12 protein-coding genes are annotated in these 17,043 nt (G+C 60.7%); 11 read left to right on the top strand and 1 reads right to left on the bottom strand.

Annotation, left to right across the window (positions count from 1 at the left end; all coding sequences use genetic code 11):
• Nucleotides 1-4 precede the first annotated feature (4 nt).
• The 10 genes from AC2S2E_RS02430 (at nucleotide 5) to AC2S2E_RS02385 (ending at nucleotide 14,122) form a co-directional block, all read left to right on the top strand.
• A complete protein-coding gene (locus AC2S2E_RS02430; protein ID WP_161719049.1) occupies nucleotides 5-2,740 on the top strand; it encodes a nitrate/nitrite transporter in 2,736 nt (911 codons plus the stop codon).
• Nucleotides 2,737-6,474 (top strand): nitrate reductase subunit alpha, encoded by a 3,738-nt coding sequence (locus AC2S2E_RS02425; protein ID WP_161719050.1) that lies wholly within the window; start codon nucleotides 2,737-2,739, stop codon nucleotides 6,472-6,474. The genes AC2S2E_RS02430 and AC2S2E_RS02425 overlap by 4 nt, the downstream gene beginning before the upstream one ends.
• A complete protein-coding gene (gene narH / locus AC2S2E_RS02420) occupies nucleotides 6,471-8,027 on the top strand; it encodes a nitrate reductase subunit beta (protein WP_161719052.1) in 1,557 nt (518 codons plus the stop codon). Before AC2S2E_RS02425 ends, narH begins: the two co-directional genes overlap by 4 nt.
• Complete coding sequence (narJ, locus tag AC2S2E_RS02415; protein WP_161719054.1) at nucleotides 8,027-8,725, top strand: nitrate reductase molybdenum cofactor assembly chaperone; 699 nt, start codon at nucleotides 8,027-8,029, stop codon at nucleotides 8,723-8,725. The genes narH and narJ overlap by 1 nt, the downstream gene beginning before the upstream one ends.
• On the top strand, nucleotides 8,718-9,422 hold the full coding sequence (gene narI / locus AC2S2E_RS02410) for a respiratory nitrate reductase subunit gamma (protein WP_161719056.1): 705 nt from the start codon (nucleotides 8,718-8,720) through the stop codon (nucleotides 9,420-9,422). Before narJ ends, narI begins: the two co-directional genes overlap by 8 nt.
• Nucleotides 9,415-10,227 (top strand): peptidylprolyl isomerase, encoded by an 813-nt coding sequence (locus AC2S2E_RS02405; RefSeq protein WP_161719058.1) that lies wholly within the window; start codon nucleotides 9,415-9,417, stop codon nucleotides 10,225-10,227. The genes narI and AC2S2E_RS02405 overlap by 8 nt, the downstream gene beginning before the upstream one ends.
• On the top strand, nucleotides 10,224-11,219 hold the full coding sequence (gene moaA / locus AC2S2E_RS02400) for a GTP 3',8-cyclase MoaA (RefSeq protein WP_227711287.1): 996 nt from the start codon (nucleotides 10,224-10,226) through the stop codon (nucleotides 11,217-11,219). The genes AC2S2E_RS02405 and moaA overlap by 4 nt, the downstream gene beginning before the upstream one ends.
• Before the next feature lie 47 nt (nucleotides 11,220-11,266).
• Nucleotides 11,267-11,761, top strand: a complete 495-nt coding sequence (locus AC2S2E_RS02395; protein WP_227711288.1) for a molybdenum cofactor synthesis domain-containing protein — start codon at nucleotides 11,267-11,269, stop codon at nucleotides 11,759-11,761.
• A gap of 26 nt (nucleotides 11,762-11,787) precedes the next feature.
• The gene (locus AC2S2E_RS02390; RefSeq protein ID WP_486523553.1) at nucleotides 11,788-12,951 is read left to right on the top strand and encodes a molybdopterin molybdotransferase MoeA; all 1,164 of its coding nucleotides are present in this window, start codon (nucleotides 11,788-11,790) and stop codon (nucleotides 12,949-12,951) included.
• Between the two features lie 76 nt (nucleotides 12,952-13,027).
• Nucleotides 13,028-14,122, top strand: coding sequence for a 5-methyltetrahydropteroyltriglutamate--homocysteine S-methyltransferase (locus AC2S2E_RS02385; protein ID WP_161719064.1), 1,095 nt, complete (start codon nucleotides 13,028-13,030; stop codon nucleotides 14,120-14,122).
• Nucleotides 14,123-14,522: 400 nt separating this feature from the next.
• On the opposite strand, the gene AC2S2E_RS02380 is transcribed toward AC2S2E_RS02385, so the two are convergent.
• Entirely contained in the window at nucleotides 14,523-15,521 is a 999-nt protein-coding gene (locus AC2S2E_RS02380) for an IS110 family RNA-guided transposase (RefSeq protein ID WP_486523552.1), read from the bottom strand.
• A 67-nt stretch (nucleotides 15,522-15,588) separates the two neighbouring features.
• Between AC2S2E_RS02380 and AC2S2E_RS02375 the strand changes: the two genes are divergently transcribed.
• Nucleotides 15,589-16,961, top strand: a protein-coding gene (locus AC2S2E_RS02375) for an IS3 family transposase (protein WP_486523551.1) whose coding sequence is annotated in 2 segments (ribosomal slippage) — nucleotides 15,589-15,946 and nucleotides 15,946-16,961 — 1,374 coding nt in all. Because the reading frame shifts where the segments join, the coding sequence is not laid out codon by codon here.
• Nucleotides 16,962-17,043: the final 82 nt, after the last annotated feature.

The raw sequence follows: 17,043 nt of genomic DNA, 5'->3' as shown, positions 1-17,043 counted from the left end.
CTATATGCAACCGCACCATAGCATTGGCAAAACAGATCAGAACAGGGCGCTAGGCCTCAGCACCTTCGCCTTCACCATCTGCTTTGCCGTCTGGACGATCTTTGCCATCATCGGCATCCGTATCAAAGCCGAGTTGGGCCTCAACGATACGCAATTTGGCTTGCTGGTTGGCACGCCGATCCTGACCGGATCGCTGGTTCGCCTGATGCTGGGCGTATGGGCAGACCAGTATGGCGGGCGCATTGTCTTCCCGCTCACCATGCTGGCCTCGGCTGGCTCTACCTCGCTGCTGGTTCATGCGGACAGCTACCCGCTGATGCTGCTGGCGGCGCTGGGCATGGGGCTGGCAGGTGGCGGCTTTGCGGTTGGTGTTGCCTATGTTTCCAAATGGTATCCCCAATCGAGACAAGGCGCTGCCCTGGGCTTTTTCGGCATGGGCAATGTGGGGGCTGCGGTCACCAAATTTGCCGCGCCTTTTGTCATGGTCGCGCTGGGCTGGCACGCGGTGGCGCAGATCTGGGCGGCCGTGCTTGCCTTTACCGCCGTTTGCTTCTTCCTCTTCGCCAAAGACGACCCGGAACTGGCCGCCCGCCGGCTCAGCGGTGAACGCCCAATGGGCCTGGCTGAACAACTCGCCCCGCTGAAGAACGAGCAGGTCTGGCGTTTTTCGCTTTATTACTTTTTCGTGTTCGGCGCCTTTGTGGCTCTCGCCCTGTGGCTGCCGAAATATCTGATCGGCGTTTATAGCCTCGATGTGAAAGTGGCGGGCATGCTGGCGGCCACCTTCAGCCTGTCGGCCAGCCTGTTCCGCGCCTATGGCGGCATCCTGTCCGACCGCTATGGCGCGCGCCGCATCATGTACACCACCTTTGGCGTTTCGATGCTGCTGCTGTTCATGCTGTCCTATCCGGCCACCGACTACACCGTTCACGGTGTGAAGGGGGCGATCCACTTTTCAACCTCGATAGGGCTGGTGCCCTTTGTGCTGACGATCTTTGTGCTCGGCTTCTTCATGTCGCTGGGCAAGGCGGCGGTCTACAAGCATATCCCAGTCTATTATCCCGATCATGTTGGCTCGGTTGGCGGGCTGGTTGGCATGGTGGGCGGCCTGGGCGGCTTTGTCCTGCCGATCATCTTTGGCGTGGTCAGCGACCTGACCGGCATCTGGACCAGTTGCTTTGCCGTGCTATTCGCGCTCGTCCTTGTGGCGCTGGTATGGATGCACATTGCCATCCGCCAGATGGAGCAAAAGGCCAGCGGGATCGACCGCCGCAGCCTGCCGCAATTCCCCGAGATGGCGGGCCTGCATGATCCGGCGCGTCATACACCCGCCCCCACTGGCAAGGTGCTGGCCGATTGGCGCCCAGAAGATGCCGATTTCTGGGGCCAGACCGGCGAGCGCATTGCCCGTCGCAACCTTTACATTTCCATCCCCGCCCTCCTTCTTGCTTTTGCGGTGTGGATGGTCTGGTCCGTGGTGGTGGCCAAACTCCCCCTCATCGGGTTTGACTATACCACGGACCAGTTGTTCTGGCTGGCCGCATTGCCAGGCCTGTCCGGCGCTACGCTGAGAATTTTCTACAGCTTCATGGTGCCGGTTTTTGGCGGACGCTTGTGGACGACGCTCAGCACCGCTTCGCTGCTGATCCCGGCCTTTGGCATCGGCTATGCCGTGCAAAACCCCGAGACGCCCTATTTCATCTTTCTGGTGCTGGCGCTGCTGTGCGGCTTTGGCGGCGGCAATTTCGCCTCTTCTATGGCTAATATCGGCTTTTTCTTCCCAAAAGCGAGCAAGGGCAATGCGTTGGCTCTCAACGGCGGTCTCGGCAATCTCGGCGTGTCCGCGATGCAGTTTCTGGTGCCTGTTGTCATCACCAGCGGGGTGTTTGGCGCGCTGGGCGGCACGCCGGAGGTCACCGTCAAGGGCGCTCATCTCTGGCTGCAAAACGCCGGGTTCATCTGGGTGCCCTTCATCATCGCCTCCAGCCTGCTGGCTTGGTTTGGCATGAACGACATTGCCGATGCCAAGGCCAGCTTTGCCGAACAGGCCATCATCTTCCAGCGCAAGCACAATTGGCTGATGTGCTGGCTCTACACCGGCACGTTTGGTTCGTTCATCGGCTTTTCCGCCAGCCTGCCCCTGCTGGCCCGCAAGGAGTTTCCCGAGGTTGATGCGCTCAAATATGTCTGGATCGCCCCACTGGTAGGCGCGATCAGCCGCGCTGCCACAGGCTGGGTCGCCGATCGCTGGGGCGGCGCAAGGGTCACGCTTTGGGTGTTCATTGCCATGATCGCGGGCACTTTCGGGGTGATGCATTTCCTCCAGGCCAAGGACTTCAACGGCTTCCTCGCGATGTTCGTTTTCATGTTCTTCGTCACCGGGGTTGGCAATGCATCGACCTTCCAGATGATCCCCAACATCATGCGCCTCGAAATTCCGCGCCTGATGCCTGCACTTTCGCGGCCCGACGCTGAAAAGCAGGCTGCCAAGGAATCGGCCGCGATTGTTGGCTTCACTTCAGCCATCGCCGCCTATGGCGCATTTTATATCCCCAAGGCCTTTGGCAGCGCGATCACGCTGACAGGCAGTCCGCTGCCCGCGCTTTGGGGTTTCCTCGCATTCTACGTCAGCTGCGCCGTGCTGACCTGGTGGGCCTATTCGCGTCGTGACGGCCTGCTTCACGCCACCGAACACGGACAGCCCGCCCGTCCTGCCCAAACCCAAGGAGCCTCCGCATGAGCCATTTGCTCGATCGTCTCACCTTCTTTCGCCAGAAGAAGGAACCCTTCTCCGACGGCCATGGCGTGACCACCGGCGAGGCGCGAGACTGGGAAGACAGTTATCGCCAGCGCTGGCAGCACGACAAGATCGTGCGCAGCACCCATGGCGTGAACTGCACCGGCTCCTGCTCGTGGAAGATCTATGTCAAGGGCGGGATCATCACCTGGGAAACCCAGCAGACCGACTATCCCCGCACCCGCCCCGAACTGCCCAACCACGAACCGCGTGGCTGCCCGCGCGGGGCCAGCTACTCGTGGTACATCTATTCGGCCCAGCGGCTGAAATACCCCATGATCCGCAAGCGGCTGGTGCGTATGTGGCGCGAGGCGCGCCGCAACCTGCCGCCCGTGGCCGCCTGGGCCTCGATCCAGAACGACCCCGCCAAGCGCAAAAGCTACACCGCCATTCGCGGCCACGGCGGCTTTGTTCGCTCGACGTGGGACGAGGTCAACGAGATCATCGCGGCCGCCAATGCCTATACCGCCAAGATCTATGGCCCCGATCGCGTCATCGGCTTTTCGCCGATCCCGGCCATGTCGATGGTGTCCTATGCCGCTGGCGCGCGTTACCTCTCGCTGCTGGGGGGCACCTGCCTGTCGTTCTATGACTGGTATTGCGACCTGCCGCCCTCCAGTCCGATGACTTGGGGCGAGCAGACCGATGTTTGCGAAAGCGCCGACTGGTACAATGCCGGCTTTCTGATGCTGTGGGGCAGCAATGTGCCGCAGACCCGTACCCCCGACGCCCATTTCATGACTGAGGCACGCTATCGCGGCGCGAAGGTGGCGGTGGTCAGCCCCGATTATGCCGAGGCCACCAAATTCGCCGACCTGTGGCTCAACCCCAAGCAAGGGACCGATGCCGCGCTCGCTCTGGCCATGGGCCATGTCATCCTGCGCGAATTCCATCTCGACCGGCAGGTGCCCTATTTCGAGGATTATTGCCGCAAATATTCCGACATGCCGATGCTGGTCCGCCTGGTGGAGCAGGATGGCCGGCTGGTGCCCGAACGCCTGCTGCGCGCCAGCGATTTTGCCGGCAACCTAGGCGAGGGCAACAATCCCGATTGGAAATGCGTCGCCATTGATGAGGACAGCGACGAGGTGGTCACCCCTTCGGGCACCGCCGGCTTCCGCTGGGGCGAAAAGGGCAAATGGAACCTTGAGGAGAAGGACGGCAAGGGCAAGCCTGTCAAACTGCGCCTGACCGCCATACTGGACAAGGACCATGACGAGATCGTCGAAGTGGCCTTCCCCTATTTCGGCAATCGGGAGCATGACCATTTCGCGGGCACCGACCATCCCGACGTGCTGAACCGGCGCGTTCCGGTGCGGGAAATGGAGCTGGCCGGAGGCCGCGCCTATGTCGCCACCGTGTTCGATCTGCTCTGCGCCAACTATGGCCTGGATCGGGGTCTTGGCGGTGATTTTGTAGCCCGCGACTATGCCGAAATGGCGCCCTATACGCCGGCGTGGGCCGAGAAGATCACCGGCATTCCCGCCGACCATATCATCACCACCGCCCGCGAATTTGCCGCCAATGCCGAGGCAACCAACGGCAAATCGATGGTGATTCTGGGGGCGGGTCTCAACCATTGGTATCACATGGACATGAATTACCGGGGGATCATCAATCTTCTGGTGATGTGCGGCTGTGTCGGCCAATCAGGCGGCGGCTGGGCGCATTATGTGGGGCAAGAAAAGTTGCGCCCGCAAACCGGCTGGGCGCCGCTGGCCTTTGGGCTCGATTGGGCACGCCCGCCGCGCCACATGAACGGCACCAGCTTCTTCTATGCCCACACCGACCAGTGGCGCTATGAAACGCTGGGCGTGGAGGAAATCCTCTCTCCCACCGCCCCCAAGGGCGATTGGGACAGCAGCCTGATCGATTACAACGTGAGGGCCGAACGCATGGGCTGGCTGCCCAGTGCGCCCCAACTCAAGAACAATCCGCTTGATGTCGGCAAGGCGGCGGCAGCCAGCGGCAAGGATGCCAAGGACTATGTCGCCGATGCGCTCAAATCAGGCGAGCTTGAGCTGTCCTGCCTCGACCCCGACGATCCCGCCAACTGGCCGCGCAACATGTTCGTGTGGCGCTCCAACCTGCTCGGCTCCTCGGGCAAGGGGCACGAATATTTCCTCAAACACCTGCTGGGCACCGCGCATGGCGTGCAGGGTAAGGATTTGGGCGAGGCCGGGCGCCAGAAGCCCAAGGAGGTCAAGTGGCATGACGATGCGCCGAAGGGGAAGCTCGACCTGCTGGTCACGCTCGACTTCCGCATGTCCACCACCTGCGTCTATTCCGACATCGTGCTGCCAACGGCCAGTTGGTACGAGAAGGACGACCTCAACACCTCCGACATGCATCCCTTCATCCATCCGCTGTCGGCGGCGGTCGATCCGGTTTGGGAATCGCGCAGCGACTGGGACATTTACAAGGGCCTGGCCAAGACCTTCTCGCAAGTGGCGCCCGAAGTGCTGGGTGTCGAACAGGATGTGGTACTGACCCCGATCCAGCATGATAGCGCCAACGAGCTGGCCCAGCCCTTTGATGTGGCGGACTGGGGGCAAGGCCAATGCGAACCCATGCCCGGCAAGACCATGGCGACCGTGGCGGTGGTGGAGCGGGATTATCCCAATCTCTACAAGCGTTTCACCGCGCTGGGCCCGCTGATGGACAAGCTCGGCAATGGCGGCAAGGGCATCGCCTGGCCCACAGCGCATGAGGTGGAAAACCTGCGTCAGTTGAACGGCACTGTGCAAGAAGATGGCCCCAGCAAGGGCATGCCGCGCATCGACACCGCAATCGATGCGGCAGAAGTGCTGCTGATGCTAGCCCCGGAAACCAACGGCGAAGTGGCCGTCAAGGCATGGGCGGCGCTGTCCGAAAACACCGGGCGTGATCACACTCATCTGGCGCTGCCCAAGGAAGACGAGAAGATCCGCTTCCGCGACATTCAGGCCCAACCCCGCAAGATCATCTCCTCGCCCACATGGTCGGGCATTGAGAGCGAACATGTCTGCTACAATGCCGGCTACACCAATGTCCATGAACTGATCCCCTGGCGCACACTGACTGGCCGCCAGCAATTGTATCAGGATCACAAGTGGATGCTGGCGTTTGGCGAGGCGCTGTGCGTCTACCGGCCGCCGATTGATACCAAGGCGGTCAAGCCGATGCTCGACCGGGCTGCGGGCCAGAACCATGTGGTGCTCAACTTCATCACCCCGCACCAGAAGTGGGGGATCCATTCCACCTACACCGACAATCAACTGATGCTGACACTGTCACGTGGCGGGCCGATCGTGTGGATGAGCGAGGTGGACGCTACCAAAGCCGGTCTGGTCGATAATGACTGGGTGGAGACGTTCAACGCCAACGGTGCGCTGGTCGCCCGCGTCGTGGTGTCGCAGCGCATGAAGGAAGGCACGCTGTTCATGTATCATGCGCAGGAAAAGCATGTGAACGTGCCCGGATCGCCGCTGACCGGACAGCGCGGCGGCATTCATAATTCCGTGACGCGCGCCATCCTCAAACCCACCCACATGATCGGCGGCTATGTCCAGCAGGCCTATGGTTTCAACTATTACGGCACGGTCGGATCGAACCGCGATGAATTCGTGATCGTGCGCAAGCTGGACAAGGTCGACTGGCTCGAAGGGCCGCTGGCCGAAGGGGAGAATGCAGCATGAAGGTCCGCGCTCAAATCGGCAAAGTGCTCAATCTCGACAAGTGCATCGGCTGCCACACTTGCTCGGTAACGTGCAAGAATGTGTGGACCAGCCGCGAAGGCGTGGAATACGCCTGGTTCAACAATGTCGAAAGCAAGCCCGGCGTGGGTTTCCCCAAGGATTGGGAAAACCAGAAGCGCTGGAACGGCGGCTGGGAACTGCGCCATGGCCGGTTGCAGCCACGCATGGGCGGCAAGTGGCGGCTGCTGGCCAAGATTTTCGCCAACCCCGATCTGCCCGAGATCGATGATTATTACGAGCCTTTCACCTTCGATTACGCCCACCTTCAGCAGGCGGGCGAGAGCAAGGCCTTCCCCACGGCTCGCCCGCGCAGCCTGATATCGGGCGAGCGGATCGAAAAGATCGAAGGTGGCCCGAACTGGGAGGAGATCCTTGGCGGCGAATTTGCCAAGCGCTCGGCCGATTACAACTTCGAGGGCGTGCAGAAGGAGATCTACGGCGAGTTTGAAAACACGTTCCTGATGTATCTGCCGCGCCTTTGCGAGCATTGCCTCAACCCCACTTGCGTTGCCGCCTGCCCCTCCGGCTCGATCTACAAGCGCGAGGAGGACGGCATTGTCCTGATCGATCAGGAAAAATGCCGGGGCTGGCGCATGTGCGTGTCGGGCTGCCCGTACAAGAAGATCTACTTCAACTGGAAAAGCGGCAAGAGCGAAAAATGCATCTTCTGCTATCCCCGGATCGAGGCGGGGCAGCCCACGGTATGCTCGGAAACCTGTGTGGGCCGCATCCGCTACCTAGGCGTGATGCTTTACGATGCCGACCGTATCGAGGAAGCGGCCAGCGCCGAGAATGTCGAAGACCTCTATCAGGCTCAGCTCGACATCTTCCTTGATCCCACCGATCCGGAGGTGATCGCGCAAGCCCGCAAGGATGGCGTGCCAGAGGCATGGCTGGAGGCCGCAAGGCACTCGCCGGTGTGGAAGATGGCGATGGAATGGAAGGTCGCTTTCCCGCTCCATCCCGAATACCGCACACTGCCGATGGTCTGGTACGTGCCGCCACTCTCGCCAATCAATTCGGCGGCCAGCGCGGGCAAGATTTCGGCCCACAACGGCATGCCTGATGTGCGCAGCTTGCGCATCCCGGTGAAGTATCTCGCCAATTTGCTGACTGCAGGCAAGGAGGAGCCGGTGATCGACGCCCTGGAGCGGATGCTGGCGATGCGCGCCTATATGCGCGCCAAGACCGTCAAGGGTGTGATCGAGGAGCCGATCGCGGCAGGTGTGGGCCTGTCGGGCGCGCAGATCGAAGAGATGTACCGGATCATGGCCATCGCCAATTACGAAGACCGCTTTGTCATTCCCAGTGGCCACCGCGAGGACACCGAGGATATGTATGACGAACGCGGCAGCTGCGGATTTTCCTTTGGCAATGGCTGTTCTGGCGGTTCGTCCAGCGCCAACCTATTTGGCGCAACATCAAAGGCTTCAGGCCGCAAGAAGCTGGAAACGCCGTCGTCCCATATTGCACCTGCAAGGGAGGCATTGTGATGCGCCACACGCTGCTCATTCTCTCGCATTTGTTGCGATATCCAACCGAAGGCTTGCAACAGGCGGCCCCCGAATTGCTTTCCATGCTCGAACTCGACGGGGTACTGGAAGGCCGGCAGATCGAGAAGCTTCAGCCGCTGATCGACGCGATCATTGATGAGGAGTTGCTCGATCTTCAGGAGCGTTATGTCGGGCTGTTTGATCGCGGCCGTGCGATTTCCCTGCATTTGTTCGAGCATGTGCATGGCGAAAGCCGGGATCGCGGTCAGGCCATGGTTGAACTGCGCAGCCGCTACATCGCGTATGGCCTTGAAATCACGGCAAACGAACTGCCTGATTATTTGCCGATGTTCCTCGAATACCTGTCCTGCCTTCCCCTTGAGCAGGTTCTTGAGGAACTGGCACAACCAAGCCTCATCCTTCAGGCTTTGGCCGAAAGGCTGGACGAGCGCGATACGCTATACGCTGCCCCCATGAAAATCCTGGCCAAGCTTGCCGGTTCCACTGGTGAGGCGCTGGCTATCGCGCCGGCCGACGATCCCGATGATCTGGCCGCGCTGGACGCCATCTGGGCGGAGGAACAGGTTCGCTTCGATGCCCCTTTGCCAGGCGGCAGTGACAGCGCCTGCCCGAAAGCGGCGGCCATGATCGCCCGCCTCCATGCCCCCGAGCCTGCAAGGAGCCAGAACCATGGCTGATTTCCTTCACCATCTGCTCTTCGGAATTTACCCTTATATTGCGCTGGCCGTTTTGGCGGTCGGCTCGGTGATCCGCTATGACCGCGAGCCCTATTCCTGGCGCGCGGGCTCAAGCCAGCTTTTGCGGCGCAAACAGCTTATCATCGGCTCGGTGCTGTTCCATCTGGGTGTGCTGATGATCTTTGCCGGGCATTTGGTTGGCCTGCTGACGCCCATCGCCATTTGGGATGCTCTTGGTGTGCCCCATGGCGCCAAGCAAGTGCTGGCCATGAGCGCGGGCGGCGTGGCGGGCATTATGGCGATTGCCGGGGCGACGCTGCTGATCCATCGCCGCTTCTTCGATCCGCGCGTGCGCGCAGCGTCAAATTTCAGCGACAATCTCGTGATTCTCTTGCTGTGGATGCAACTGGCGCTGGGCCTGTCGACCATTCCGGTATCCGCGCAGCATCTCGACGGCCACGAAATGGTCAAGTTTATGGAATGGGCACAAGGCATCTTCACCCTGCGCGGTGATGCGGCCGACCACATTCGCGATGTCGCGCTGGTGTTCAAGTTGCATCTGATGCTGGGGATGACCATTCTGCTGCTATTCCCCTTCACCCGTCTCGTTCATATGCTGAGCGTTCCGGTGCGCTACATCTGGCGTTCGGGTTATCAGGTTGTGCGCTCGCGCAAACTGGCGGCGCGTCATGGCTGAAACGCTCGAACACGCCCGCGTGGCGGTCAATGGCACAGAAATCCCGCCAGCTGCCATCGCCGCCGAAGCGCAGCATCATCCCGCCGGCACTCCGCAGGAAGCCTTGAGGGCCGCCAGCGAAGCGCTCGTCATCCGCCAGCTCCTGCTCGACGAGGCGGAGAGGTTGGGCGTGGAGGGCCATGACATCAACGACGATGAGGGACGGCCCCTTTCGCGCGAGGAAGCGCAGATCGAGGCGCTGCTTGCGTCGCAAGTAAAAACCCCGAAGGCCGACGAGGCCACTGCGCGCCGCTATTACGAGGGCCATCGCGCACGGTTCCGGTCGCCGGTGCTGGTGGAGGCCGCGCATATCCTGTTTGCGGCAGACCCTGCCGACCCCATGGCCTATGGCTTGGCCACGGGCGACGCGCGCAATGCCATCAAGGTGCTGCAACGACAGCCTGAGCGCTTTGCCGAATGGGCGCAGAAGCATTCGGTCTGCCCCTCGAAAGCGCAGGACGGGATGCTGGGCCAGATTGCCCCCGGATCGCTGGTGCCCGAATTTGAGGAGGCGCTCTTCAAGCTGGAGGCTGGCGCGCTGCACGCAGAGCCGGTCAAGACACGCTTTGGCGTCCATGTCATCCGCGCCGGGCGCCGGGTGGAGGCGCAGGATTTGCCCTTCGAGGCGGTGGAGCGACAGATCGTCGAGTATCTCGAAGAGGCTAGCTGGCGGCGGGCTGTGGCGCAATATGTCGGGCTTTTGGCCGCCAATGCCCAGCTGGAAGGCGTCGAAATTGCCGCGGCCAACGGGCCACTCGTGCAATGACCTCGCCTTTGCACAATTTGCGCGATGGGCATGGGCGCAGCTTTGAATATCTGCGCCTGTCGCTCACCGATGTGTGCAATTTTCGCTGCACCTATTGCCTGCCCGATGGCTATCGCAAGCAGGCGGGAAAGCCGGCAAACCTGTCGGTGGCGGAGATCGCCCGGCTGGTGTGCGCCTTTGCCGCCCTGGGCTTGTGGAAAGTGCGGCTGACCGGCGGCGAGCCAAGCCTGCGGGCGGAAGTGCTGGATATCGCCCAGACGATTTCGGGCACTGCGGGCATTCGCAGGCTGGCCATGACCACCAATGGTTATCGTCTGGCCGAGCGGGCCAAAGACTATGCCAGCGTTGGCATCACCTCGCTCAACCTCTCGCTGGACTCACTCGATCCGGCCCGCTTTGCACAGATCACCGGCCATGATCGCCTGCCGGAAATTCTGGCTGGCGTTGATGCGGCCCGCGATGCGGGCATCGAGAGCATCAAGCTCAATGCGGTGTTGATGAAAGGCATCAATGACGGCGAACTGCTTGCCTTCATGGATTTTGTCGAGCGGCATGACCTGAGCCTGCGCTTCATTGAAGTCATGCGCACCAATGACAATGTGCCCTTTTTCAGGCGGTATTACCTGCCCGCCGCCACGGTCATCGCACAATTGGAACGCGCTGGATGGCAAAGGCTTGCCCGCGCGCCGGGCGCCGGGCCAGCGATAGAGTTTGCCCATCCGGCTGGCCGGGGCCGCATCGGCGTGATCGCCCCCTATGCCAAGGATTTCTGCGCCAGCTGCAACCGTCTGCGAGTGTCGTCGTTGGGCAAACTGCACCTGTGCCTGTTTGGCGATTTCGGCGTGGATCTGCGCCCCTTGCTGGCCGATGACGCTCAACAGGACGAACTGCTGGGGCGCATCGAGGAACTGACTCGAACGAAAAGCCTGTCGCACCGCCTGTTGCAGAACGACAGCGGCGCCACGCCCCATCTCGCTTCTATCGGAGGCTGATTGCCATGCCCGGAATTGACCAAAACCTGCCCTTTTATCCCCTCGGCATGGCTGTTCTGACCATCTCTGACACGCGCGCCATGGCAACCGACACCTCCGGCGGCCTGTTGGCCGACAGGTTGGTGGCCGCTGGGCACAGCCTGCTCGACCGTGCCTTGGTGCCCGATGACATTCCCGCGATCCGCGCGCAGATCGAAAGCTGGCTTGCCCGGCCAGAGATCGAGGTCATTCTGACCACGGGCGGAACCGGTTTCTCGCCGCGAGACAACACCCCCGAGGCGGTGCGCCCACTGCTGAAGCGCGAGATGGACGGGTTCTCCGTGGCCTTCCATCAGAAGAGCCTTGGCACCGTGGGCGTCGCCTCGATGCAATCGCGCGCCTTTGCCGGGCAGGCTGGCGATGCCTTCATCTTCTGCATCCCCGGCTCCACGGGCGCCTGCCGCGATGCCTGGGACGGCTTGCTCGAACTGGAGTTCGACAGCCGCCACAAGCCCTGTTCCATCGCGGGGGCTTTGCCGCGCCTGCGCGAGGTGTGCGCATGATCGACTTCGATGAAGCGCAGAAACTGTTGGCCGAGGCGGTCAAGCCTTTGGCAATCGAGCGCGTTGCCCTTGCCGAGGCCTTTGACCGTGTGTTGGCAGAGCCGGTCCATGCCGCCATTTCCGCGCCGCGCAGGGCGGTTTCGGCCATGGACGGCTATGCCCTGCGTGACAGCGACGCTGCCATCGGCGCCACGCTAAGGATTGCTGGGGAGAGCTTTGCCGGCGGCCTGCTGCCACCGGCGATCGGACCGGGCCAATGCCTGCGGATCTTCACCGGGGCAGCCCTGCCCGAAGGGGCGGACCGGGTCATCATGCAGGAGAATTGCTGCGCCGAAAATGGCAGCATGACCATTGTGGCCGCGTATGGGCCAGGCTGGCATGTACGCCCCGAAGCCAGCGATTTTGCGCAGGGAGACCTGCTGCTTCAACAAGGCACCTTGCTCACGCCTCGTGCGATGGTGACTTTGGCTGGGGCCGATGTCGACACTGCTCTGGTCTACAAGCGTCCCCGTGTTGCCATTATCGCCACCGGCGATGAACTGGCCCCGCCCGGAACGGCCAGAAACAACGTTTTGAAAATCCCAGAATCAGTCTCTTTTGGCGCCGCCGCGCTTGCCCGGGAATATGGCGCAAGCATTGAAGCGCGCTTTACCGGCGCGGATGAGCTGGCAGACCTTCGCAGGCTGGCTGATCGCGCGCTGACGCTGGCCAATGTTGTCGTGGTGACGGGTGGCGCCTCGGTTGGAGAGCGTGACTTTGCAAAGGCCATGTTTGACGACCAGAATCTGGAAATGCTGTTTACCAAAGTGGCGATGAAGCCCGGCAAGCCGATCTGGATCGGGCGTGCCCAGGGGCGGTGGGTGGTGGGGCTGCCGGGAAACCCCACCTCGGCCATGGTCACCGCGCGGCTGTTTCTGGCTCCGCTACTCGCGCTGCTGCAAGGCCGGGCCATCGGCGATGCGGTCAATTGGCTGCACCTCCCGATTACTGGGCAATGGCCGCAAAGGCAAACTCGCACCAATTTCGTGCGCGCTTGCATGACTGATGAAGGACTGGTCCCAACGCAGAATCAGGATTCTGGCGCTCAGCTCCCCTTACAGGAGTCCGACTGGCTGGTGCGTATCGACCCAGAGCACGACGATGCCTCACCAGAATTTTTCAAATTTACGGCCAAAGCTTTGCAGTTTTAACTGCCGGCAGGCGTGTCCGACGGCTTTGCATGGGCGTCAGATTTAAGTATTTCTGCTAGATAGGAAAAATCAGACCATGCGCAAGCCTTCGTTCCGAGCTGATCATGTTGGCAGCCTGCTACGCCCGGCGCGAATTGCCGCAGCGCGCCAAGCCGGTGCCAGCCCTGCCGAACTGCGCGCGATCGAGGATGAAGAAATCCCGGCATTGATCAAAATGCAGGAAGACATCGGCTTGAAAGTGGTCACCGATGGCGAGGTCCGCCGTGCTTTCTGGCACTTTGACTTTATGGGCATGCTTGACGGCATGGAAATGCAACGGGGCAAGGATGGGGTTCAATTCCACGGGACGCGCATTCCCGCAGTACGGCCTGTTATAACCGGGGAGTTGGGCTTTCCCGGGAACCACCCCATGCTGGAGCATTTCACTTTTGTGAAAAAGCATGCCGCCGTTTGCCCCAAGATCTCCATTCCAGGACCATCCTGCGTACATTTTCGCACCGATCCATCCGATGTCTTCCCGGAAATATACCGTGATCCCGAGATCCTGTTCGCGCATATCGCCGCAGCTTACAAAAATGCCGTTCAGGCATATTATGAGGCGGGTTGCCGCTATCTCCAGCTCGATGACATTTTTTTCGCCTATCTAGGCGACCCGGTGCAGCGCGAAAAGCGAAACGCGATGGGGCAAAACCCGGACTGGTTGATCGATCGCTATGCTTGGATGTTGAACGAAGCGATCAAGGACCGCCCGTCCGACATGCTGATCGGCATGCACATGTGTCGCGGCAATTTCCGCTCCACCTTTGCCGCTTCGGGCGGATACGATGCTGCCGCCGATGCGATATTCAACCAGACCGATGTCGATATCTACTTCATGGAGTATGACACAGACCGGGCTGGCGGCCTGGAGCCGCTGAAATTGCTGCCCAAAGGGCACAAGCGCGTGTTGGCCGGCTTCATTACCACCAAAAGCCCGATGCTGGAGACGGCCGATGATCTGGCGCGGCAATTCGAAGCGGCTTCTGCTTATGTGGACATGGATCAACTGGGAATTGCCCCCCAATGTGGCTTTGCGTCTACCGAACACGGAAACGCGCTGAGCGAAGATGATCAACGCCGAAAGCTGGAATTGGTTTTCAAGACAGCTCAAAGACTTTGGGGCGAAATATAGTACCTTAAGTGGGATCCGGCTCTCGCCACCATGGGGCAAGTGATCTTGGCCATCATGCTGGCGGACTGTTCGGCGTCAGCACCTATGGCCCAGAAAAGGGGTTGCGGCTAACGGAGGGATTGGGTCTCGTCGTAGTGACGTAAGGAACGCATCTATGGACGCCTCCTGCGCAAGGCAATTTTTCGATCGTACGAACGGCTTACTATGCGTGAATCTATCCGGCCTCTGTTTGGAGCGATAAAACTCCGGGCCATGATGGGAATCCGCGTTCTTCAATGCCTTCTAAGATGAGCGGCCTGAGATGGCCATCGTTCCTTGCAGGCTGTGAAGGGGCGGCGCTTGCCGTTGCACCATCAATTTCTCACCTCGCATATTGTCACGGCCGGGGCAGCAATTCCAATCAAGCCATTTGAAAATCCTTCTCTGCACGCAGCATCGCCCACGCCATGCGGACAGTCTTGTTGGCCATGGCGACGGCTGTCTTGTTGTGACCAGCGCGCGCGAGCAGTTCTTGCGCCCATTTGGCGAGCCGATCATTGCGCTTGGCAATTGTGAGTAGCACAGCTCGTGCTCCATGGATCAACTGTCGCCGAAGATAATGACTGGCCTTTTTGCCAATTCCACCGAGCCTGGGCTTGCCTCCGGTGGTGTATTGGCGGGGAACCAGACCGACCCAAGCCGCCATCGCCCGACCTGAAGAAAAATGCCGACCATCATCGACGGCTGCAACGAGCGCGGTCGCTATCACAGGGCCAACGCCCGGGAGTGTCGCCAGGCGGCGGCACCGCTCGTTGTCGCGGCAAATGGCGACGAGCTTTCGGTCAAGATCGACCACTCGCTCATCAAGCGCCCGGAATTCGCTTATCAGGGCTGAGAAAAGATCGGAGGCGAGTTCGGACAATGGCGCACTGGCTACCGTTTCGGTAATTTGCTTTCGGAATCTGAAGGCACCTGCTGAGAGCACGACGCCGTACTCACCAAGCAGGCCTCGAATATGATTGATTAGTGCCGTACGCTCACCAACAACCCGGTCTCGCATCCGATGAAGCATTTGCAAATCCTGCTGGGCGAGTGTCTTGACTGGCACGAAGCGCATCGTGGGACGAGACGCAGCTTCATAAATCGCTTCGGCATCAACAGCGTCGTTCTTGGCACCCTTCACAAATGGTTTGACGAAACGTGGGTGGATCAAGCGAATGGTACACCCATGAGCCTCAAGCGCACGCCCCCAGTGGTGGGCACTGGCGCACGCTTCCATGGCCACAATTGCCGGATTCAGGCGTTTTACAGCATCGAGGAATTTTGCCCTGCTCAGCTTTCGGGAGATGATCTCGCCATCTCCTGAAATGCCATGAATGTGAAATGACTGTTTTCCAAGGTCGACTGCCAAAAGTTGCATAACACCGACTCCTTGCTTTGAGGCCAGCTACGATCTCTGAGGTTGCAGGAGGCGTCCATCCCATAAGATGAGACCCAATCCCTCCAGCCCAAAATCGGCTGCCAAGCCCGCCAAGAAGCCCGCCGAGGTGGTGGTGAAAGATATTCGCCGTGCCACACGCCGGCATGTCTCGGCCGAGGATAAAATCCGTATCGTGCTCGAAGGCCTGCGCGGCGAGGAGAGCATTGCCGAGCTTTGCCGCCGCGAAGGCATCGCCCAGAGCGTGTATTACTCCTGGTCGAAGGAATTCCTCGAGGCCGGCAAACGCCGTCTGGCCGGGGACACGGCCCGTGCTGCCACCAGTGACGAGGTCAAGGATCTGCGCCGTGAAGCACTGGCCTTGAAAGAATGCGTGGCCGACCTGACGCTCGAGAACCGCCTGCTTAAAAAAAGCATTTGTCCGGATGGGGGAGACCACGAATGAGGTATCCCGCCGCTGAGAAACTCGAGATTATCCGCCTCGTCGAGCAGTCCCATCTGCCCACCCGCCAGACGCTGGACAAACTGGGCATCCCACGCCGCACCTTTGTCCGCTGGTATGCCCGCTACCTCGATGGCGGGCCCGAGGCGCTCGAAGACCGGCTTTCGGCTCCGAGCCGAGTGTGGAACCGGTTGCCCGATGATGTGCGCAAACAGATCATCGACATGGCGCTGGAGGAAAGCGAGCTCTCCCCGCGCGAACTGGCCACCAAATTTACCGATGAGAAACAGTACTTTGTCTCCGAAGCCACGGTCTATCGCCTGCTCAAGGCACAGGACCTGATCGCCAGCCCGGCCTATATCGTCATCAAAGCCCGCGACGAATTCCACACCAAAACCACCCGGCCAAACGAGATGTGGCAGACCGACTTTACCTATTTCAAGCTTATCGGCTGGGGCTGGGTTTACCTCTCGACCGTGCTCGACGATTATTCCCGCTACATCATCTCGTGGAAGCTGTGCACCACCATGACGGCGGGCGACGTGACGGACACGCTGGATCTGGCGCTGGCCGCCTCAGGCTGCGACAGCGCCACCGTGCTGCACAAGCCGCGCTCGCTGTCAGACAATGGCCCCAGCTATGTCGCGGGCGAACTGGCCGCCTATATCGAGGCGCAGGCCATGAGCCATGTTCGCGGCGCCCCCTTTCACCCCCAGACACAGGGCAAGATCGAGCGCTGGCACCAGACCTTGAAAAACCGCATCCTACTGGAGAATTATTACCTGTCCGACGATCTCGAAGCCCAGATCGAAGCCTTCATCAAGCACTACAACCACCAGCGCTATCACGAAAGCCTGGGCAATGTGACGCCCGCCGATGCCTACTTTGGCCGCGACCGGCAGATCCACGCCCAGCGCGCCGCCATCAAGAAACAGACCATCGAACATCGGCGCTTGCAGCACCGCAAGCTCGCCGCCTAAAAGGCAAACCCAGACGAGGCCCCACCTCCGTTACCGCGCCGCCAACTTTGCGCCAAATGTTTCGACGACGGACAGAGCCTTT

Source organism: Novosphingobium sp. 550D (assembly GCF_057401885.1).
The sequence above is the reverse complement of the archived record's forward strand: the minus strand, read 5'-3'. Positions and strand labels throughout refer to the sequence as shown.